The sequence below is a fragment of the Serratia sp. BNK-17 genome, from assembly GCF_048684935.1.
GTDB lineage: Bacteria > Pseudomonadota > Gammaproteobacteria > Enterobacterales > Enterobacteriaceae > Serratia > Serratia nematodiphila.
In genome coordinates, this window is record NZ_JBLQTR010000001.1 from 1 (window position 1) to 20,970 (window position 20,970).

At 54.4% G+C, this 20,970-nt stretch carries 15 protein-coding genes; 1 reads left to right on the plus strand and 14 read right to left on the minus strand.

Annotated elements, in window-relative coordinates:
- The 10 genes from rfbD (ACMGF7_RS00005) to galE all read right to left on the minus strand — a co-directional run.
- The coding region (gene rfbD / locus ACMGF7_RS00005) for a dTDP-4-dehydrorhamnose reductase (protein WP_420286324.1) at positions 1-833 on the minus strand (833 nt) is incomplete at its 3' end.
- On the minus strand, positions 830-1,366 hold the full coding sequence (gene rfbC, locus ACMGF7_RS00010; RefSeq protein WP_049240167.1) for a dTDP-4-dehydrorhamnose 3,5-epimerase: 537 nt from the start codon (positions 1,364-1,366) through the stop codon (positions 830-832). The genes rfbD (ACMGF7_RS00005) and rfbC (ACMGF7_RS00010), both read right to left, overlap by 4 nt.
- A 2-nt stretch (positions 1,367-1,368) precedes the next feature.
- The gene (rfbA, locus tag ACMGF7_RS00015) at positions 1,369-2,238 is read right to left on the minus strand and encodes a glucose-1-phosphate thymidylyltransferase RfbA (protein ID WP_049240168.1); all 870 of its coding nucleotides are present in this window, start codon (positions 2,236-2,238) and stop codon (positions 1,369-1,371) included.
- 19 nt (positions 2,239-2,257) lie between these two features.
- Positions 2,258-3,322 carry a dTDP-glucose 4,6-dehydratase gene (gene rffG, locus ACMGF7_RS00020; protein WP_049240169.1) on the minus strand — a complete coding sequence of 355 codons (1,065 nt, stop codon included), beginning with the start codon at positions 3,320-3,322 and terminating at the stop codon, positions 2,258-2,260.
- Positions 3,323-3,813: 491 nt separating this feature from the next.
- Positions 3,814-5,271 (minus strand): lipopolysaccharide biosynthesis protein, encoded by a 1,458-nt coding sequence (locus ACMGF7_RS00025; protein WP_197763625.1) that lies wholly within the window; start codon positions 5,269-5,271, stop codon positions 3,814-3,816.
- 68 nt (positions 5,272-5,339) lie between these two features.
- Complete coding sequence (gene rfbD / locus ACMGF7_RS00030) at positions 5,340-6,200, minus strand: dTDP-4-dehydrorhamnose reductase (RefSeq protein ID WP_049242083.1); 861 nt, start codon at positions 6,198-6,200, stop codon at positions 5,340-5,342.
- Complete coding sequence (rfbC, locus tag ACMGF7_RS00035; protein WP_049240167.1) at positions 6,197-6,733, minus strand: dTDP-4-dehydrorhamnose 3,5-epimerase; 537 nt, start codon at positions 6,731-6,733, stop codon at positions 6,197-6,199. Before rfbC (ACMGF7_RS00035) ends, rfbD (ACMGF7_RS00030) begins: the two co-directional genes overlap by 4 nt.
- A gap of 2 nt (positions 6,734-6,735) precedes the next feature.
- Positions 6,736-7,605, minus strand: coding sequence for a glucose-1-phosphate thymidylyltransferase RfbA (gene rfbA, locus ACMGF7_RS00040; protein WP_049240168.1), 870 nt, complete (start codon positions 7,603-7,605; stop codon positions 6,736-6,738).
- A gap of 19 nt (positions 7,606-7,624) precedes the next feature.
- A complete protein-coding gene (gene rffG / locus ACMGF7_RS00045; RefSeq protein ID WP_049240169.1) occupies positions 7,625-8,689 on the minus strand; it encodes a dTDP-glucose 4,6-dehydratase in 1,065 nt (354 codons plus the stop codon).
- A 202-nt stretch (positions 8,690-8,891) separates the two neighbouring features.
- Complete coding sequence (galE, locus tag ACMGF7_RS00050; RefSeq protein ID WP_420286325.1) at positions 8,892-9,905, minus strand: UDP-glucose 4-epimerase GalE; 1,014 nt, start codon at positions 9,903-9,905, stop codon at positions 8,892-8,894.
- 414 nt (positions 9,906-10,319) lie between these two features.
- Here galE and ACMGF7_RS00055 point away from each other — a divergent pair, with 414 nt between their 5' ends.
- Positions 10,320-12,695, plus strand: a complete 2,376-nt coding sequence (locus tag ACMGF7_RS00055) for a phage tailspike protein (protein ID WP_080356237.1) — start codon at positions 10,320-10,322, stop codon at positions 12,693-12,695.
- A 50-nt stretch (positions 12,696-12,745) separates the two neighbouring features.
- Here ACMGF7_RS00055 and ACMGF7_RS00060 read toward each other — a convergent pair whose 3' ends face one another.
- The 4 genes from ACMGF7_RS00060 to ACMGF7_RS00075 form a co-directional block, all read right to left on the minus strand.
- Complete coding sequence (locus ACMGF7_RS00060) at positions 12,746-14,122, minus strand: TolC family outer membrane protein (RefSeq protein ID WP_049241323.1); 1,377 nt, start codon at positions 14,120-14,122, stop codon at positions 12,746-12,748.
- A 2-nt stretch (positions 14,123-14,124) separates the two neighbouring features.
- Positions 14,125-15,456 carry an HlyD family type I secretion periplasmic adaptor subunit gene (locus tag ACMGF7_RS00065; protein WP_049241320.1) on the minus strand — a complete coding sequence of 444 codons (1,332 nt, stop codon included), beginning with the start codon at positions 15,454-15,456 and terminating at the stop codon, positions 14,125-14,127.
- Positions 15,457-15,510: 54 nt separating this feature from the next.
- Positions 15,511-17,277, minus strand: a complete 1,767-nt coding sequence (locus ACMGF7_RS00070) for a type I secretion system permease/ATPase (RefSeq protein ID WP_049241318.1) — start codon at positions 17,275-17,277, stop codon at positions 15,511-15,513.
- Positions 17,278-17,589: 312 nt separating this feature from the next.
- Positions 17,590-20,595, minus strand: a complete 3,006-nt coding sequence (locus tag ACMGF7_RS00075) for a beta strand repeat-containing protein (protein ID WP_049241317.1) — start codon at positions 20,593-20,595, stop codon at positions 17,590-17,592.
- Positions 20,596-20,970: the final 375 nt, after the last annotated feature.

Consider the following 20,970-nt stretch of genomic DNA (forward strand, 5'->3'; position numbering starts at 1 on the left):
TTCAATGCATTCATCCAGTCTGAACGTGAGATACCTAAGCTTTCGATTTTCCCGCAGTTCAGGCTCGAGTAGGCAGGCCGTTTAGCCGGCGTCGGGTACTGTTCGGTCGTGATGCCGTTTACCCGCGGTGATTTCTCCAGCACGCCCTGCGCCATCCCCTCGCTGAAAATCGCTTCGGCAAATTCGCTCCAGCTCACTTCCCTGTCGCCGCAGTAATGGTAAACCCCGCCCTCTGCCCGGCACTGCAGCAACCCGATTATCGCCTGCGCGATATCGCCCGCGTACGTCGGGCAACCGCGCTGATCGCTGACTATCCCCAGCACATCGCGCTCTTTCGCCAGCCGCAACATCGTCTTGACGAAGTTATTGCCGTATTCGCTGAAGACCCATGCCGTGCGGATGACGATCGCCTCAGGATGCGCGCCGGCCACCGCAATTTCCCCGTCAAGCTTGGTCCTGCCGTAAACGCCCAGCGGGTTGGTCACATCCGCCTCGCGGTACGGCGCCTGCGCCTGTCCGTCGAAAACATAGTCGGTTGAGACGTGGATCAACCGGCAACCGCTCTCCGCCGCCGCCTGCGCCAGGTTTTTGGGGCCCTGCTCGTTGATCCGCGCCGCCAGTTCGCTGTCGCTTTCCGCCTTGTCCACCGCCGTATACGCCGCCGCGTTCACGATAGCATCCGGCCGGTAATCCGCCACAACCTGCTTCACCCTGGCCAGATCGGTTATATCCAGGCTGTCGCTGTCCGTCGCCAGCACCTCCCACCCGGCCGGCAGCCGATCGCGGAAACAGCTGCCCAGTTGCCCTTTCGAGCCGGTCAACAGTATTTTCATTGCGCCAGTTCCCCGAGCAGTTTGCCCACCTTGTCCTTCTCCGACAGCAGCGGCTGGGTGACCGGCCACTCGATGCCGACCTGCGGATCGTTCCACAGCAAGCACCCTTCGTGCGCCGGGTTGTAATAATCCGTGCACTTGTATTCAAAATCGGCGACGTCCGACAGCACCACAAAGCCATGGGCCAAGCCCGGCGGCACCCAGAACTGCGTTTTGTTTTCTTCCGACAGGATCACCCCTTCCCAGGCGCCGTAGGTCGGCGACTCCGGCCGAATGTCGACGGCGACATCGAAAACTTCGCCGCGCACCACCCGCACCAGCTTGCCCTGCGGATTAACCTTCTGGAAGTGCAAACCGCGCAGCACGCCGCGCGATGAACGCGAGTGGTTGTCCTGAACGAAGTCCAAATCAATGCCCAGCATGTCCTGGTAACGCTTTTTTTCAAACGTCTCCAGGAAGAAACCGCGGGCATCGCCAAACACCTTCGGCTGAATAATCTTCACGCCCGCAATTTTGGTATCCGTGACCTGCATGATTATTTCTCCACAATCAGCTGAGACAGATACTGGCCATACAGCGTCTTGCCGAGCAGCCGGGCCTCTTCCGCCACCTGCTCACGGCTCAGCCATCCCTTGCGGTAGGCGATTTCCTCCAGGCAGGCCACCTTGAATCCCTGACGCTTTTCGATGGTATGGATAAACTGCGACGCTTCAATCAGGCTGTCGTGCGTGCCGGTATCCAGCCAGGCGAAGCCACGCCCCAGCAGTTCAACGTTGAGCGCGCCCTTGTCCAGATACATCTGGTTCAGCGTGGTGATCTCCAGCTCGCCGCGCGCCGACGGTTTCACCTGTTTCGCCATCTCGACCACGTCGCGGTCGTAGAAGTACAGACCGGTCACCGCCCAGTTCGATTTCGGCGTCGCCGGCTTCTCTTCCAGCGACAGCGCGCGGAAGTTGTCGTCAAATTCCACCACCCCGAAACGCTCCGGGTCCATGACCTGATAACCGAAGACCGTCGCGCCCTGATTACGCTCCACCACGGACTCCAGCTTTTTGCCAAAGCTCTGGCCGAAATAGATATTGTCCCCCAGCACCAGCGCGCAGCTGTCGCCGTTGATAAACTCTTCGCCGATAATGAACGCCTGCGCCAGGCCGTCCGGGCTCGGCTGTACCGCGTAGCTCAACGACACGCCAAAACGGCTGCCGTCCCCCAGCAGGCGCTGGAACGCCGGCATATCTTCCGGGGTCGTGATGATCAGAATCTCGCGGATGCCGGCCAGCATCAGCACCGACAGCGGGTAATACACCATCGGTTTATCGTAAATCGGCAACAGTTGCTTGGACACACCGCGGGTGATCGGATACAGGCGCGTACCTGAACCGCCAGCTAAAACAATACCTTTCATTTTTGTCCCTTCGAAGTAATTAACGTGTCAGACCCAGGCGTTCGCCGGCATAGGAGCCGTCCTTCACGCGACTCCACCAGGCTTCGTTGGCCAGGTACCATTCGACGGTTTTACGAATGCCGCTCTCGAACGTTTCTTGCGGCTTCCAGCCCAGCTCCGCGTCAATTTTTGAGGCGTCGATCGCATAGCGCATATCATGTCCCGGGCGATCGGTCACGAACGTGATCAGCTCTTCATACCGGCTCAGGTTGCCCGGCTTGTTCGGCACCAGCTCGTCCAGCAGGCGGCAAATGGTCTGCACCACGTCGATGTTCTTGCGTTCGTTGTGGCCGCCGATATTGTAGGTCTCCCCCACTTTGCCTTCGGTCACCACTTTGTACAGCGCGCGGGCGTGATCTTCGACATACAGCCAGTCGCGCACCTGCGCGCCGTTGCCATATACCGGCAACGCCTTGCCGTCCAGCGCGTTCAGTATGGTCAGCGGGATCAGCTTCTCCGGGAAGTGATAAGGGCCGTAGTTATTGGAACAGTTGGTCACTATGGTCGGGAAACCATAGGTGCGCAGCCAGGCGCGCACCAGGTGATCGCTGGAGGCCTTGGAGGCGGAATACGGGCTGCTTGGCGCGTAAGGGGTCGTTTCGGTGAACAGATCGTCGGTGCCGTGCAGATCGCCGTACACTTCATCGGTGGAAATATGGTGGAAACGGAACGCCTGTTTTGGCGCTTCGTCCAGGGTCAGCCAATATTGGCGCGCCGCTTCCAGCAACGTATAGGTGCCGACGATGTTGGTCTCGATAAAGGCCGCAGGGCCGTCAATGGAACGGTCGACGTGGCTCTCCGCCGCCAGGTGCATCACGGCGTCCGGCCTGAAGGTGGCGAACACGCGATCCAACGCCGCGCGGTCGCAGATGTCCACCTGCTCAAACGCGTAGCGGTCGCTGTCGGCGATCGTCGCCAACGACTCCAGATTACCTGCGTAGGTCAGGCTATCCAGCACCAGAATGTGGTCATTGGTATCATTAATGATATGCCGGGCAACCGCCGACCCAATGAAGCCTGCACCACCGGTAACGATAATTTTCATAAAATCCTCTAAAACAACGCCTAGCTTCGTGAAACAATCTTTTGTATAAATTATGACTTGTCTGCAGAGTAATCTGTCGCCGAATGCTATAACGCACGAATCGGCAAGATAATAGTCTTTTTCTACAGTGAATGGTCAATGCCACACATCATACTAGGGATAAGCATCCCTAGCTACATTTGCCCCGCGAAAACGCACATCGTCCCTTAACTGTCGCAATGCGGTAAATCGGCTAAAGACGAGACCTCAGAGGCTTTTTCAAAGGCGCATTCTTCTCAATATGAAATGCCCAAACGCCCTCTTTCACGAGCTGCACACCGTGGCCCCGTCGCCGGTTAGAAAGCCTTGTATAGAGAGGCAGCACAATGCCAGGAATAGATCGATACGCACCAACACGGCCGAAAGATGAAACAAGGAAATGAACAGCGAGAAATAAAAAACGGGCCCTCACCTGAGCAGCCCGTTTTGTTAATATCCAGTCAAGAACAATGTTAAGCGATACCGATTTTTTTTGAAACCTTAACCGTGGTTGCTATCAGCGCTTTCCTGAACGTGGAGTCAATCAAAAACAGCGACACCGCGTACAGCACGGCGCCAAATACGGCCACGACGATAAGATCGACAAAGTTATCTATATGATTATATTGCTTAATATTCTTACAAAGCAGCATAATCCCCCCAGCCATAATTATGGTGGAAAGAGGAATGCGGTAAACTTTAAAGAGTACATCTTTTAAAGCACCGCCGATCAACCACATCAAGATCACCATTACCGGGAAGAAATTAATGACATTAGCGATAAAATACAGTTTAACAAACGTGTCAATATCAAACCTGACCCCAATAATAAATGCGCCGACCTGCAAGATCGCCCCCAAAATACCAAGGCGCATGAGGATATCGGTTCGTCCTTTGGCCATAAAAACGGATCCCGTCGTGCTTAATACAGCCTGAATAATTCCAGTCGGAGCAAGCCATAATAGTATTGCGGCGGTCATTGACCATTGAGCCCCGAATACCAACTGCACAAACGGCTCGCGCAGCACGGCTAATCCGGTCATCAGCGGAAAGACAACTAGCAGTATCACGTAAACGACATTCAAATAGGTAGCCCGTACCTTGTCGCTATTATCCTGATGCTGACTCAATATAGGGAACAGCGCCCGTGAAGCGACAGTGGTCATACTTTGCAACGGGAACAACATAATTCTGTATGCCAGTGAATAGGCCCCCAATATTGCTGCTGACATGTAATGCCCGATCATCATGCTATCAGCGTTTCTTGAGAAGTAATTGATAAAATTAAACAGTGTCAAGTTTCCGCTAAAACCAATCAGCCCTTTTATTTCCTTGGTATTTATCATGTTATTGAATGAAGGACGCCATTTTGACGCAAGCCAAAGCTGTACCGACGACATCAGCGACAGAACCAATATTTGCGCTACCAGACTATAAACACCGAATCCCTGATAGGCCATAATAATGGCGACAATGACAGCAACCACTGATGAGCTGATCTCAATAGAGGCCACTTTTTTGAATTTAGAGTCGCGTTCCAATAAGGCCATGTGCGCAGAGGCACTGCTTGCCAATGGGAAGCTTATTGCCAAAAGGCAGAGCACTGCAATCAGCCTCGGTTCATGGAATACATACGCTATAACCGGCGAAAATATGACAATAATGCCGGCAATGGTCAAACCCATCAATATGTTTAACCAGAATATCGCATTGATCGTCTCATTCTGAAGATCTTTCCTTTGGATGATCGCTGCTGCGGTTCCAAGATCCCTGACTAATAACGCAAAGTTTGTCACTACCAGCGCCATCGACATCAAGCCATATTCGCTGGGCGGCATGAGTCGCGCTAAGACAACAATATTAAGAACCTGGACACCAATTTTAAACAGCTGCGAAAAAGCAACCCACTTCGCATTAGAGACTAGTCCCATATGACTCCCATCAACCTGACTAAACTAACAAGGAACCTATAGAGATAGGCTCCTTGTTTAAATTTATTTTATGCAGTTTTTGCTTTTATCGTACTTTTCAATGCATTCATCCAGTCTGAACGTGAGATACCTAAGCTTTCGATTTTCCCGCAGTTCAGGCTCGAGTAGGCAGGCCGTTTAGCCGGCGTCGGGTACTGTTCGGTCGTGATGCCGTTTACCCGCGGTGATTTCTCCAGCACGCCCTGCGCCATCCCCTCGCTGAAAATCGCTTCGGCAAATTCGCTCCAGCTCACTTCCCTGTCGCCGCAGTAATGGTAAACCCCGCCCTCTGCCCGGCACTGCAGCAACCCGATTATCGCCTGCGCGATATCGCCCGCGTACGTCGGGCAACCGCGCTGATCGCTGACTATCCCCAGCACATCGCGCTCTTTCGCCAGCCGCAACATCGTCTTGACGAAGTTATTGCCGTATTCGCTGAAGACCCATGCCGTGCGGATGACGATCGCCTCAGGATGCGCGCCGGCCACCGCAATTTCCCCGTCAAGCTTGGTCCTGCCGTAAACGCCCAGCGGGTTGGTCACATCCGCCTCGCGGTACGGCGCCTGCGCCTGTCCGTCGAAAACATAGTCGGTTGAGACGTGGATCAACCGGCAACCGCTCTCCGCCGCCGCCTGCGCCAGGTTTTTGGGGCCCTGCTCGTTGATCCGCGCCGCCAGTTCGCTGTCGCTTTCCGCCTTGTCCACCGCCGTATACGCCGCCGCGTTCACGATAGCATCCGGCCGGTAATCCGCCACAACCTGCTTCACCCTGGCCAGATCGGTTATATCCAGGCTGTCGCTGTCCGTCGCCAGCACCTCCCACCCGGCCGGCAGCCGATCGCGGAAACAGCTGCCCAGTTGCCCTTTCGAGCCGGTCAACAGTATTTTCATTGCGCCAGTTCCCCGAGCAGTTTGCCCACCTTGTCTTTCTCCGACAGCAGCGGCTGGGTGACCGGCCACTCGATGCCGACCTGCGGATCGTTCCACAACAAGCACCCTTCGTGCGCCGGGTTGTAATAATCCGTGCACTTGTATTCAAAATCGGCGACGTCCGACAGCACCACAAAGCCATGGGCCAGGCCCGGCGGCACCCAGAACTGCGTTTTGTTTTCTTCCGACAGGATCACCCCTTCCCAGGCGCCGTAGGTCGGCGACTCCGGCCGAATGTCGACGGCGACATCGAAAACTTCGCCGCGCACCACCCGCACCAGCTTGCCCTGCGGATTAACCTTCTGGAAGTGCAAACCGCGCAGCACGCCGCGCGATGAACGCGAGTGGTTGTCCTGAACGAAGTCCAAATCAATGCCCAGCATGTCCTGGTAACGCTTTTTTTCAAACGTTTCCAGGAAGAAACCGCGGGCATCGCCAAACACCTTCGGCTGAATAATCTTCACGCCCGCAATTTTGGTATCCGTGACCTGCATGATTATTTCTCCACAATCAGCTGAGACAGATACTGGCCATACAGCGTCTTGCCGAGCAGCCGGGCCTCTTCCGCCACCTGCTCACGGCTCAGCCATCCCTTGCGGTAGGCGATTTCCTCCAGGCAGGCCACCTTGAATCCCTGACGCTTTTCGATGGTATGGATAAACTGCGACGCTTCAATCAGGCTGTCGTGCGTGCCGGTATCCAGCCAGGCGAAGCCACGCCCCAGCAGTTCAACGTTGAGCGCGCCCTTGTCCAGATACATCTGGTTCAGCGTGGTGATCTCCAGCTCGCCGCGCGCCGACGGTTTCACCTGTTTCGCCATCTCGACCACGTCGCGGTCGTAGAAGTACAGACCGGTCACCGCCCAGTTCGATTTCGGCGTCGCCGGCTTCTCTTCCAGCGACAGCGCGCGGAAGTTGTCGTCAAATTCCACCACCCCGAAACGCTCCGGGTCCATGACCTGATAACCGAAGACCGTCGCGCCCTGATTACGCTCCACCACGGACTCCAGCTTTTTGCCAAAGCTCTGGCCGAAATAGATATTGTCCCCCAGCACCAGCGCGCAGCTGTCGCCGTTGATAAACTCTTCGCCGATAATGAACGCCTGCGCCAGGCCGTCCGGGCTCGGCTGTACCGCGTAGCTCAACGACACGCCAAAACGGCTGCCGTCCCCCAGCAGGCGCTGGAACGCCGGCATATCTTCCGGGGTCGTGATGATCAGAATCTCGCGGATGCCGGCCAGCATCAGCACCGACAGCGGGTAGTACACCATCGGTTTATCGTAAATCGGCAACAGTTGCTTGGACACACCGCGGGTGATCGGATACAGGCGCGTACCTGAACCGCCAGCTAAAACAATACCTTTCATTTTTGTCCCTTCGAAGTAATTAACGTGTCAGACCCAGGCGTTCGCCGGCATAGGAGCCGTCCTTCACGCGACTCCACCAGGCTTCGTTGGCCAGGTACCATTCGACGGTTTTACGAATGCCGCTCTCGAACGTTTCTTGCGGCTTCCAGCCCAGCTCCGCGTCAATTTTTGAGGCGTCGATCGCATAGCGCATATCATGGCCCGGGCGATCGGTCACGAACGTGATCAGCTCTTCATACCGGCTCAGGTTGCCCGGCTTATTCGGCACCAGCTCGTCCAGCAGGCGGCAAATGGTCTGCACCACGTCGATGTTCTTGCGTTCGTTGTGGCCGCCGATATTGTAGGTCTCCCCCACTTTGCCTTCGGTCACCACTTTGTACAGCGCGCGGGCGTGATCTTCGACATACAGCCAGTCGCGCACCTGCGCGCCGTTGCCGTATACCGGCAACGCCTTGCCGTCCAGCGCGTTCAGTATGGTCAGCGGGATCAGCTTCTCCGGGAAGTGATAAGGGCCGTAGTTATTGGAACAGTTGGTCACTATGGTCGGGAAACCATAGGTGCGCAGCCAGGCGCGCACCAGGTGATCGCTGGAGGCCTTGGAGGCGGAATACGGGCTGCTTGGCGCGTAAGGGGTCGTTTCGGTGAACAGATCGTCGGTGCCGTGCAGATCGCCGTACACTTCATCGGTGGAAATATGGTGGAAACGGAACGCCTGTTTTGGCGCTTCGTCCAGGGTCAGCCAATATTGGCGCGCCGCTTCCAGCAACGTATAGGTGCCGACGATGTTGGTCTCGATAAAGGCCGCAGGGCCGTCAATGGAACGGTCGACGTGGCTCTCCGCCGCCAGGTGCATCACGGCGTCCGGCCTGAAGGTGGCGAACACGCGATCCAACGCCGCGCGGTCGCAGATGTCCACCTGCTCAAACGCGTAGCGGTCGCTGTCGGCGATCGTCGCCAACGACTCCAGATTACCTGCGTAGGTCAGGCTATCCAGCACCAGAATGTGGTCATTGGTATCATTAATGATATGCCGGGCAACCGCCGACCCAATGAAGCCTGCACCACCGGTAACGATAATTTTCATAAAATCCTCTAAAACAACGCCTAGCTTCGTGGGAAAATTCCCATCTCAATCATGTTGAACCGACATAAGAATTTGCCGCTAATCACAAAACCGCACCTTCCGTGAAAACAGCGGCAACGCACTCGGCAAATCTGCCGGTGCGCAGTAACGTTTTCTTATCCAATTCCCTTCCTTCACAAACGGGTTCCTGCCACATTGGCGATCAGCGGTACCCTTGCGGATTCTTTTGCTGCCAGTTCCAGGTGTCGCGCATCATGGCATCAATGCCGCGCTGAACTTCCCATCCCAACTCTTGTTTCGCCAGGCGCGCATCAGCCCAGAAGGCAGGAAGATCACCGTCGCGGCGCGGTAAAATTTGATAAGGAACGGTGACGCCGGAGGCTTTTTCAAAGGCTTGCACCATTTCTAATACGGAATACCCGACGCCGGCCCCCAGGTTGTACGCTTTGAACCCTTCAATCTTAGCCAGATGCCCCATCGCCATAAGGTGGCCTTCTGCCAAATCCATCACATGGATATAATCGCGTACGCCGGTCCCGTCTTTTGTCGGATAGTCTCCGCCGAACACGCCCAACTTCTCCAATTTACCGATCGCCACCTGAGAGATATAAGGCAAAAGATTGTTCGGAATACCGTTCGGATCTTCACCAATCATGCCGGACTCATGTGCGCCAACCGGATTGAAATAGCGTAAGGCAATAATGGAAAATTGCGGTTCCGCCTTGGCGAAATCCTGCAAAATTTGCTCAACCATCAGCTTGGAGGTGCCGTATGGACTCGTCGTGCCGCCAATAGGCGTCGTTTCAACATAAGGAACCGGTGAGTGGGCGCCATAAACCGTCGCCGAGGAGCTGAAGATAAATTGGTGTACGCCGGCTCGGCGCATTTCTTCCAACAGAACCAGCGTGCCCGCGACATTATTCTGATAATACTCAAGCGGCTTGCGCGTAGACTCACCCACGGCCTTCAAACCCGCAAAATGGATGACGGCGCTAATCTGCTGCTCGCCAAATATACGTTCAAGACATTCCTGATCCCGAATATCCCCGCGGTAGAATACTGCAGCCTTGCCGGTCAGCTGCTCAACGCGATGCAATGACTCTTCGGAAGCGTTACAAAGGTTGTCTAACACGACCACGTCTTCCCCGCGTTCCAGCAGACTCAGCACCGTGTGTGAGCCGATATACCCCGCACCGCCCGTAACCAAAATCGCCATAACCACTCCTCTCATGCTTCGCGTTATACATTAGTCATGCCCGCGGCGCGCCGCATTTGAACACTCGATATGAAGCAAACGCATCGGCTAAAAAACAACCTTTCAGCCAACAGGCCGATCTCAGGCGGGCAGTTCGGAGACATACGATAACGCATCTGAGGCAACAATACAGAAGTAAAGCCACATTTCAGAATTATTCTTAAGGCCGCGGCGAGCGGCGGCCGACATGCCCCCGTCAAGGGCTCACACACGCTCTCTCCCCGTAATGACTTCTCAAAAAAAACAAATAGTTATAGAAAAACTTCTTCCCGCTCGATTGATACTGAAAGTAAATAAATTTGCCGTGATTTTGACAAGTATGTACGATAAAAAACCAACTGAAGTCCAATTGATATTCGTGCTGAGGTAGGTTTAATGGAACGTCGTTCTCTACTTAAAAATAGTATGCTGGGACTTCTTGCTTTGTTTATCCCCGCCCGAAAAAGCGCGGCAGAAAATACCGTTATCAGCAATGCAATCGGTCAAAAAGATAAAATATCGATTACCAATGTTCTGATTGAAAACATAAAGCAAAGATCACGGGAGGAGAGCTATCTCTTGGTTGGGAATATCGGCTCGGACCCTAAAACCACACGGAACAGGATCCCTGTTTTCATTCAGCGGCAAGACGGCACATTAACCCCCATTCCTCAACCTATTCAGCTCGGTAGCGACGGATTGCCGGTACTTAACGGAAAGCCGATCGAGATATTCGCAAACAAACAGTTCTCGCTGGCGACTTACGATAAGGCCCAGAATCAACAACGCTACTACGCATCCATCACCGGCGAAAAGTTCGCGCGCTTAACCTCCGAAGCAAAAGCTTACACCATTGGCGATACGACGTTAGACCAATTATTGGCCATTGACGTCCAAATGTTCGGCGCGCATCCGATCACAGAACCGGGCTATGAAAACTTCGACAGCGCTCCCGCTTTTAGAGCCGCCATTGCTCACGCGGCGGCGGCCGGTGGAGGGACAATACACTTTACGGGAAAGTACAAATGCTTATCGGCCGGCGGCGAGTACGTTTTGCCCTACGATGACGGCAGCATATCACCAAAATTTTCTCGTCTTGCACTCGATAGCGATATGCAAGCAGAGGAAAAAATCACCATGCCGGTATGCCTGGATATCCCCTCAAACGTGCAACTGCGGGCCGATAATACGAAAAATAGCCACATTGACTTTGGCTGGAACAGGGAGTCGGGCGATATATCGACAAAACAAATGATCGGTATTGTTTTCCGCGTTTACGGGTACCCGCAAAAAACACGGATGAATACTTATGTCAGCAACGTTTCGATTGACAATTTTAGAATATTGAATGCTTTTATTGGATGGATATCCGACGGTGTGATGTTTGCGGAGTCACGTATCGGCAATATATTTTATTACAACTGCGGGATTCCCGCGATCGCTCAAGGGGTAGACTCCTGTAGCTGGGGAACTCAGACAATTGCCGGCAACTATGCAGGTATTGTCGTTGGTGGCATGTGGCTGCAAAGAAATAACGTTCAACTCGGCGGTGAATGGGTCCCACCATATCGTAACAATGATATTTACGCCCTAGGCTGGTGCGACATGCTCACCATCGATAGAATCGCCGTCGGTAATAATTTATCTTGGTCAGATCGACACCGCGCCATCGATAAGTTTTTCGACGATTATTTTTTCAAGTCTAAAAACTCAGCCACGACATCGGAAGGTGGGCGGCTCTCCAACGTCGGTATGGATCTTAAGACCAAGTCATCCTATGCCGAAAATAAATACCGCGGCATCGCCGGCCGTGCATTTATTAACTTCAGCCGCTACAATCGTGGAAACAATAACTTAATCATCAACGACCTGAAAGTTTACTTCCTGCAAAGAACGCCTATTTTATCGAGCTATGGGCAAGGCTCGATATATTACGGAGAGGTTAAGAACTCTTTTATCGAAAGAGTCGGGTTTTCTGACCACGCCAAACCTAACACTGAAGATAACCGCTTTTACGAGTCGGGTGTCGACGAGTTGAATAAAGATATGAAAACGCTCCCTGCACTGGTTTGTGAAGGTAGCCTCTCAGCAATCCGTGCTTCAATAGCAAGTTCGGTTTTTGCACCAATCAGCACAGTATCATTGCCAATCAATAATGTGATTTCTACTCTGCTTTACACCCACAATATCAGTACGGCGCTATCCTTACCCAAAGTGTCAAACAACGCATTGCGCTACCTGAGTTTATGGGATGGAAAAACCGGTGCGGTTATCGAGCGTGTTTGGCCGGGGAGATTTGAGTCGCAACCTATCGCCTTCGACGCCGAAGACAAAAACCCTGACCATCAGTTTAAGCATCGGGTGAAGAAATTTACGCCGGAGCTATACAACGGCAGTTCCGGCGATAAGCTATCTCTTGCACAGGCCAAAGGTTCCTGCGTCTTCATGGCGGGGATCACCAAAGTCTTTATAGAAATCACATTACCGCCCCAGACCGACGGGCTGCAAAACGCCTTGACCCTCGGCGCTTTACCTAAAAATACCGATTCTCACTATGAATTCGGTTCAACCATGCCGATTTTGCATGTGATAAATGCGGCGCTAAAAAACGAAAGCGCACAGATTATGACGGCGGCTCTCAACGCGGATCGCCTGACCCTGAGCTATACGCAAAACGCGCAAAGCGATAAGAAAGTGAATATCCATGATCTGATGGGGGGAAGCGTATTGTCCCTGTGCCTTGAATACAATACCAGCTGGCACATGCAGTAACCATGCTGGGGCTTCCGCTATCGGGCAACCCCAGCATCTGCATCAGAATTTCAACGCCCTTTGGCAAAATACTGCGCCACGCGTTGCACGTCTTTTTCATCCAACGTGCCAGAGTCGCTCAACAGGGTGATCCAGGATTTGATGTAGGTGTACTTGGCGGAAGCCAAATCGCGCTGGGCGCTATAAAGCTGCTGTTCGGCGTTGAGCACGTCGACGTTGACGCGCTGCCCCGCCAACACGCTCTTGCGCGTCGCTTCAACCTGCGTGGTGGCCGATTTCACCGCCAGCTCGTACGCCGCCAGCTTCGCCTTACTGCTGATACATAAATTGAACTGCTTGCGCAGATCGTTCAACGTAGTACCGACCTGCGCATCCATTTCATACATCGCCTGACCATAACGCGCCGCCGCCTGACGTGTGGAGGCGGAGACCCCGCCACCGGCGTAGATCGGCATGCTGAGCTGTACGCCGATGCTGTTGGTGCGATATTTCTGGTTTACGGTGTTGTCGCTGCTCGAATCATTTTCAGAATGCGATGCGTAGAGCTGAACCTGAGGCATATGACCGGCCCGGTTCCTCTCCACATCGTACTTAGCCGCCTCAACGCCGTGACGCGACGCCGCCAAGGTGGGATTGTTTGCTATCGCGATCTTCTGCCATTCTTCGAACTTCGACGGGATCAGCGGCGCAACCTGGAATTTTCCAGGCCGCAGCGTTTGCAACTCATCCAATTGGCTGAGCGGCATGCCGATAATCACCTCCAAATCCCGCTGTGCGGCGTCCATCGCATCTCGCGCTTCGATCACCTGGGCTTCCGCCAGGCTGTACCGGGCCTGCGTCTCCGAAACATCGGTGATGGTCCCTTCCCCGGCGCTCATCAAACGATCGTTCAGCGCCAGTTGCTCTTTGTAGGCGGCCTTTTGCGCTTCCGCCAGCGCAATCTGATCTTTGGAATACGCCACCTCGACATAGGCTGAAATCACCCGCACCGCAAGATCCAGATATTTGCCGCGATAGCGCTCGTCCGACATCAGCGTTTGCGCCACGCCGGCCTTATAACGCGCATATGCCTCGTAATCGAACAGCGGTTGCGTCAGCGTCACCGAACCGGAGTAACTGCGATACTGCTGCCGCTTGGTGACCTCCGAAACATTGCCGAAGAAATCACCTTGCGGATACTTCTGCGTTTGCCAGTTGCGCGGTGAGTTTTGGTAATTCAGCGATACCTTCGGCAGCAGCCCCGCCCTGCCGATATTCTCATTTTCATCCCCGGCTTCTTTTTCTTTAATCGCCGCCCGGAAGGTCGGGTCCTTTTCTAATGCCAGCGAATATGCGTCTAAAATCCCTATCGAATAAGCCGGCGCAGACATCGCAAACAAAAGGGTGCCGATAGCGAGGGCGGCAGCCTGTCGTTTTGATTGAATCAAAATTATTCCTCGGTTAATGAAGTATGAGCGCGATCCAGAATAGGTTTAAACAGATAGCTCAACAACGAGCGCGATCCCGTTTTCACGAACACTTCGACCGGCATCCCCGGCTTGATGTCCTCTCCGCTGAGCATTTTCATGCCCTCTGGAGATACCGTGACCTGCATCTGGTAGTAGGGTTCGCCATTGGTTTTATCGACCAAGCGGTCGGCTGAAACCAACGTTACCGTTCCCGGAATTTTCGGGGTCTTGTTTTGGTTGAAAGCGGTAAACATCAAATCCACCGGCAGCCCATTGTATACCTTGTCGATCAGATCGACTTTCAGACGAGAATCCACCACCAGCATCGCCTGGCTGGGCACAACATCCATCAGGTGGTCACCCGCTCCCACGACGCCCCCCAGAGTGAAAATATTCAGCCCGACGACGGTGCCGTCCACCGGTGAGGTGATCGCCGTATTGCCAAGATCGAAATTAGCCATATCCAGCTTGTTTTTATACTCACTGGCGTCCATTTGAGTTTGTGCCAGCTGCGTGCGGACTTCGCGTTGATAGTCGGCAAAACGCTGATCTATTCGCTGCTGAGACTCTTGCAGCTGCTTTTGCAATTGGCCGATGCGGCCAACAGTTTCATCAATACCGCCATTAACCTCTGCGAATTGGCGTTGGATTTCCAAATAACGGTTACGCGGCAAGTAGCCGTCGGCGGCCAGCTGTTTCATGCTGTTCATCTGTTCGCGCAGGCTGGCTAGCTGGATGCGCCTGTTGCCGTTGGAGTCCTGCAGCCCCTTCAACTGGAAACGCATGCCGTCCATCGATTGCTTGTAACCGTCGATCTCGCTTTGCAGCCCCTGGCGACGTGAAGTGAAAAGCTGCGTTTGCAGTGCAATAATCTCCGCCACCCGCGGCTGATCTTTAATCTGTTCAAACACAGGAGAAAACGCGATTTTGCTCAAACCATCGCGCTCCGCGAGCAGCCGCCCTTCGGTCGCCAGCGTGGTGTAGTACTGATCGCGCAACGATTCGACCTGCGCCTGCGCCTGCACCTGGCTGAGTTGAACCAATACTTCCCCGGCTTTAACCTTGTCGCCTTCCTTTACCGCGATGTTCTTGATGATGCCGCTGGCCGGCGCCTGCACCGTTTTCCGATTGCCGGAAACGGTAACGGAACCCGGCGACGCCACCCCTTTATCCAGCGGCGCGAACGCCGCCCAGATGAAGAAACCGAACAGCCCGATCCCAACGACCAACCATCCCATGCGGGTAAAACGCCGCTCGTCCTGCGGGATTTGCTCTGTGTACGAGTCTTGCGGCTCGCCAATATGCGTAGACATACCAACTCCTTTGATTGCAAGCGGCGCGACCGCGCCGCCAGGCAAGTTCACGGCTTAATTAATTTGAGTTTTTGGAATATTGCCGTCATTCGGCTCATTACTGACCGCCCGCACGGCCTGCGGCCCGCTCTGAGGGCGCTGCGCATTCGCCAATGCCTGAAGCACTTGCTGCGTAGGGCCAAACGCATTGACGTTCCCATTGACCAGCAGCAGCAGCTTGTTGGTCATCGACAGCAAATTGGTGCGATGGGTGATCAAGACCACCGTTTTATTGCGCTGCTTAAGGAACATAATGGCCTGATTAAGCGCTCTTTCGCCGGCGTCATCCAAATTGGAGTTGGGCTCATCCAACACGATCAACGCAGGGTCGCCGTACAGCGCCCGCGCCAGGCCGATACGCTGTTTTTGCCCGCCGGACAAGCCCGCGCCGCCGTTGCCGATAATGGAGTCATAGCCATGCGGGAAACGCAGAATCAGCTCATGCACGCCCGCCAGCTTGGCGGCCTCAATGACTTTCTCCGAATCCACCTCGTTAAAGCGCGCAATGTTCTCGGCGATCGACCCGGCGAACAGCTCGATGTCCTGCGGCAAATAACCGATATAAGGCCCAAGCTCATCTTTGTTCCACTGGTAAATATCGGCGTTGTCGAGCCGAACAATGCCGTCGCTCACCGGCCAAATGCCGACCAGCAAGCGCGCCAACGTCGACTTGCCTGAAGCGCTGGGGCCGATGATCCCCAGCACGTCGCCGGGCTCGACGGCGAAGCTGACGTTATGCAGCACCGCATCGCCCCGAGATCCCGGCGGCGTGGCGGACACGCCCTCAACCGAAACCAGCCCCTGCGGCCGCGGCAGCGACATGCCGGTTCCGCGTTCCGGATGTGTATCCAGCAATTTGACCAGGCGCCCGTACGAAAGCTTGGCGGCGCTGTAACTTTTCCAAACGTTAATCACCTGCTCGATCGGCGCCAGGGTGCGCCCCATCAGGATCGATCCGGCGATCATCATCCCCGGCGTGATATGCCCGTCGATAGCCAGCCAGCCGCCGAGGCCCAGCACCAGCGACTGCAAAGACAACCGCACGAATTTGGTGATCGACGTCACCGTCGATGCGCGTTCGCTGGCTACCCGCTGGCTGTTCAAAAAACGCTGATGCAAACCGAACCACCGGCGTTTAAGGTTAGGCAGCATCCCTAAGGCTTCGATCACCTCAGCGTTGCGCAAATTGGTGCTCGCCAAATTCGCCGACATAATCGACAGTTTGCTCGCTTCTGCCAGGGGTTGTTTGGAAACCATTTCGTTAATCACGGCCAGGGCAATCAGCAGCAATGAGCCGACCAGCGCAAACAACCCAAGCCATGGGTTGAACAGGAAAATCACCAGCAGATAAATCGGGAACCAAGGCGCATCGAAGAAGGCGAATAACGCGCTGCCGGTCAGGAACTGGCGCACCATGGTCAGATCGCCCAACATTTGCCCTGCGTCGGAAGACCCGTTTTTGAGATTAGATTCGTATGCAGCCGTATAAATGCGGTTATTCAAACGCATGTCCAGTTGGCTACCAATGCGGATCACCACCATGCTGCGCACATATTCCAACAGCGCCATCATACCGAACAGGCCCAGCATGATGAGCGTTAACATCAGTAAGGTAATTTCATTGCGCGAAGGCAGAACCCGATCATATACCTGGAGCATATAAACGGAGGGAACAAGCATTAATAAGTTAATAAAGGCGGTAAAAATGCCAACGGTCCAGAAGACTTTGGTGCGCGTTCGGATAACATCCGCAATTTCATTGCGCGGGATAAATTGGTTCACTTTCTTTCCTTACTTCACCTGCACTGTCAGCCAAATCGCATTGATTCGCATCGGTTTTTCGTATGCGACATCACCCCAAACATGCTCGAGACTGCAGCTGCTTTTTTTAAGCATAGATACAAAAAGCACATAACGGCAAGGCCGCCGCCAAAAAAACGCCGCCTATAGAAAATTTAGGAAAAACACCAGGATAGCTCCTTGTTAAATGCCGAAATGATCACACTCAGCTCATCGCGCCTCACTCGGTCCGTGACGGAAAAACGGGGGCGATACGTGCCCCCGTTTTATTTCACTTAACAGCAAGATTGATTATCAAGCGACTTCAGCCACAGGCGCATGAGCGATACCGTTCAGCGTCACCGTCGATGCGTAATGCAGCGTATCGACCAGGTTCAGGTGATCGGTATTTTTCAGGTAGATCACGCTATCGTTGGCATCCAATTTATGGTCATCATTGTTATCGATAATGATGTATGAATCGGTGCCGCCCGAACGTTCAACCCCAACTACGCCCACTTTGCTTCCCAGCGAGTCGTTGCCGCCGATGCCCAGCAAGGCCCCCAGAGCCCCAATCGCACCGGTAAGGATCCCGCCCAGCAGTGCGCTGACCGCGTTCGCCAGCACGCTTTCGGTACGGACGCCATAGTCGGCGATATTGTTGATGCCGGCGGTAGCGGAAATGGTCAACCCGGAGAGGCCATCGACAATGCTGTCCTGCGCACTGTTGAAGTCATTGATCGTCACGCCCGCCGCCGTGGTGCTGCTGACCAGGTGATAATCGTTGGCGCCCGTGCCGCCGGTGATGGTGGTGTTGCCCAGCACCGTGAAACTGTCGGCGGCGCTAGAACCGGTCAGCGCGAAGTTCGTGCCGCCCAGTCCCAGCAGGTTGGCCAGGGTGCTGCCCAGCGGCAGCAGCGCCAGCAGGTTATACAACACGCCCTGCCCGGTGCCGCCCTGGTTGAGCACCACATCAATGCCACCGGTATTGGCGGAAGCATCCAGCGTCAACAGGTTGTTGTAGCCCGACGCCACGGTCAGATCCAGATGATGATCGCCGGTAACGAAAATCGAACTGACCTGCGAGTTGGAACCAGCCAGATTCAAGATATTGCCGTGATCGCCGGTGCCGCCGGAGGCGATATTGATCGTGGACAGCGCAGTAGGGAACAGAACAGAGCTGCTGCTGTTCAGGCTCAATGAACCGGCATTAATATCGGTGGTGCCCGACGCGGTGAAGTTCACATTGAAGTGATCGGTGGCGTTTTGCCGGAAGGTGATGTCCACGCTGCTGGCTGCGGTGGCGTTTCCTGTCACCTCAAGCTGAGCAGAGTCGCCGCCGGCGGCGTTAATCACCTTGACTGCGCTGGCCAAACCGGACAACACAAAGCCTTGCGAACCGATATTGGAGGTTCCCGCCTGAACCAGAGTGCCGGCATTGACGCTGCTTTCCGTGGTCGCGTTGCCGGTCAGGATACCGAAGTCGAAAGTATGATCCGCAGTCGCGACGGCATTACCGCGGTCGGTCGCGGTTGCTTTGCCGATATAACCGCCCAGATCAATTTTCTCGAAGCTGGTGAAATTACTGGCATTGGTCGTGAAGGTTGTGGTGCGGCCCAGGCCGCCGATGCCGGATGCCACCGTAGTCACGTTTTTGGTGATGAAGTTGGCGGAGATGGTGTCGATGCCGTTGCCGCCGTTAGCCTGCACGCCGGAGTTGACAATGTTCGCGGCACCTGCCGCGGCATTGCCCACCCAGGTCAGGCTGTCATTGCCGTCGCCCAGGTTGAACTTCGCCGCGCCGGTCGCCAGATTGGCAGTCGAAGTGACCGCCGCCTTGTCGTTGCCGGAGCTGCCGTTCAGCACCACGTTGCCGTTATTGACGGTGATGCCGACCCCAGGGTTAACGCCATCGGTCGACAGCGACACGATGGAAGCGGCGGTGCCGTTGATCGTCAGGTTGGCCAGATGATCGGCAAACGCCAGATTCACCGTCGCCGCCGCGTTGGCGTTCAGTTGAATATTGGTCAGAACCGCCGTTTCGGCGTTGCTCAACACATGGCTGCTGTTGGTGTTGACGGTACCGGTGGCGTTGCCGCCCGCAGCAGTAGTGGTCAGAGTCGCCGCCGTTTTGTAAACCAGGCTGGTGCCGATGTCGTATTCAAACGCGTGCTGCTGAGCAACCGTGGTGTTGTCCGTCGCCGTCGAGTTGCGAAGATCGTTGATAATAGCGGTGGTAATCGCGGCCTTGTCGGTCAACCCGCTATAGAGCGCCAGTTGCGCCGGTGTCGCGGCAACGCCGTGAACGCCGGTATACACATGCTGGATGAAGTCAGTGCCGGTCAGTTGAGCGCCTTTTTTCTGGAACTCGACGGAGGTCAACAATTTGGTGGTCAGCGAACTGAAGGTATTACCGTGCTTGCCAAGATAGTTGCTCCAGTCGTCCAGACCCTGCGCATCGACATCGCGCTGTGGCACGGCGAGGAAGATCGATGCAACTTGTTCACGCGCGGCCAGCCCCGCCAATTGTCCTGCGTTGTCCGGTGCCGTCTCGTTCAAGAAGAACTGCTGCGCCGCCGTATCGCCGGCGCCAACCGTGCCGCGCAGCCCGGTGATGATATTGACCAACACATCGCCTTTGGTGCCGCCGCCGCTGAGGATCGCGTTCAGAGCGGAGAGTTCGGTGCTGTTTGGTGCGCGCTCATACGCTTCGGTGAACACTTTGTTGATGAAATCGGCGTTGGACAGCGAGTTCAGCGCCGCGCGATCGGTGACAAACTTATTGGCAACCTGCGCAAAAGTCTGTGCCGAGGTGTTGATTTGTGTCCCCAGAGTAATGACCGTGCTGGTAACCGGATCGATCCCCGCCAGGTAATACAGCGCCAAGGCGTCCGATACGCCAGGGCCGGAACCGGCGGCGCTGGTGCCCGGATACAACACGTTATTCAGCTGTGCGTCGAAGTTGTTTTGAGACGTCAACGTGCCCGAATCGAACCCGTTGTAGTTTAACAAGGACGTCACGGCATCGGAGATGGCGTTGGTCAACGAGCTGCCGCTCAGAATAGCCTGAAGTTCCGCGGTGCTCGGCGAGCTGCCATAGACTGACGTGTAAATGGTCTGCAGGATCTCCACGTCGGTTTTAGACGCGTACAGCGCCTGACCGGCGCTGGAGTTTAACAGACTTGTAATGTACGCCTGGGCGGTAGTCTGCCCCTTCTCTATTTGGTTGCCAACACTATCAAATACACTTGGCGAGGCATTTTGCCCAAGCACTGCTAAAAGAAGCGCCGCCGCCTCTTTTTGATACACGAGAGAAGCCATAATCGTATCCTTAAACAAAATGGTTTTAGCTAGGCAAAATCAAATCTGATTTTAAAACCTGGCGTTAGCGATAAAAACGTTACCGCACAATCGAATACCTCGCGAAAAAACCCCCTTTCTTCGCATATAAAGAAAAGTTCAAAAAACGCAAGCTGTCAAGGAAGTGGGATTTTTATTATCAACAGAAAAAGACAGGATTAAAACCCATTAATATCAAATAGTTAGCGAAATTGAAAAAATAATTAATGTTAATATTAGATAGCAAATAGTTCGTGATAATATTAATGCATCTACTTAATGAAAAATGTACGGCAAGAAAATCTAACGAGCAAGAAAATACAATAAAAGCAATAAGTTAAGAAATAAAATAAAAAA

What these genes read in the sequence shown, in the direction of transcription:
- rfbC (WP_049240167.1), bottom strand. Translation starts at nt 1,366, where the DNA reads ATGCAGGTCACGGATACCAAAATTGCGGGCGTGAAGATTATTCAGCCG.
- rfbA (WP_049240168.1), bottom strand. Translation starts at nt 2,238, where the DNA reads ATGAAAGGTATTGTTTTAGCTGGCGGTTCAGGTACGCGCCTGTATCCG.
- rffG (WP_049240169.1), bottom strand. Translation starts at nt 3,322, where the DNA reads ATGAAAATTATCGTTACCGGTGGTGCAGGCTTCATTGGGTCGGCGGTT.
- ACMGF7_RS00025 (WP_197763625.1), bottom strand. Translation starts at nt 5,271, where the DNA reads ATGGGACTAGTCTCTAATGCGAAGTGGGTTGCTTTTTCGCAGCTGTTT.
- rfbD (WP_049242083.1), bottom strand. Translation starts at nt 6,200, where the DNA reads ATGAAAATACTGTTGACCGGCTCGAAAGGGCAACTGGGCAGCTGTTTC.
- rfbC (WP_049240167.1), bottom strand. Translation starts at nt 6,733, where the DNA reads ATGCAGGTCACGGATACCAAAATTGCGGGCGTGAAGATTATTCAGCCG.
- rfbA (WP_049240168.1), bottom strand. Translation starts at nt 7,605, where the DNA reads ATGAAAGGTATTGTTTTAGCTGGCGGTTCAGGTACGCGCCTGTATCCG.
- rffG (WP_049240169.1), bottom strand. Translation starts at nt 8,689, where the DNA reads ATGAAAATTATCGTTACCGGTGGTGCAGGCTTCATTGGGTCGGCGGTT.
- galE (WP_420286325.1), bottom strand. Translation starts at nt 9,905, where the DNA reads ATGGCGATTTTGGTTACGGGCGGTGCGGGGTATATCGGCTCACACACG.
- ACMGF7_RS00055 (WP_080356237.1), top strand. Translation starts at nt 10,320, where the DNA reads ATGGAACGTCGTTCTCTACTTAAAAATAGTATGCTGGGACTTCTTGCT.
- ACMGF7_RS00065 (WP_049241320.1), bottom strand. Translation starts at nt 15,456, where the DNA reads ATGTCTACGCATATTGGCGAGCCGCAAGACTCGTACACAGAGCAAATC.
- ACMGF7_RS00075 (WP_049241317.1), bottom strand. Translation starts at nt 20,595, where the DNA reads ATGGCTTCTCTCGTGTATCAAAAAGAGGCGGCGGCGCTTCTTTTAGCA.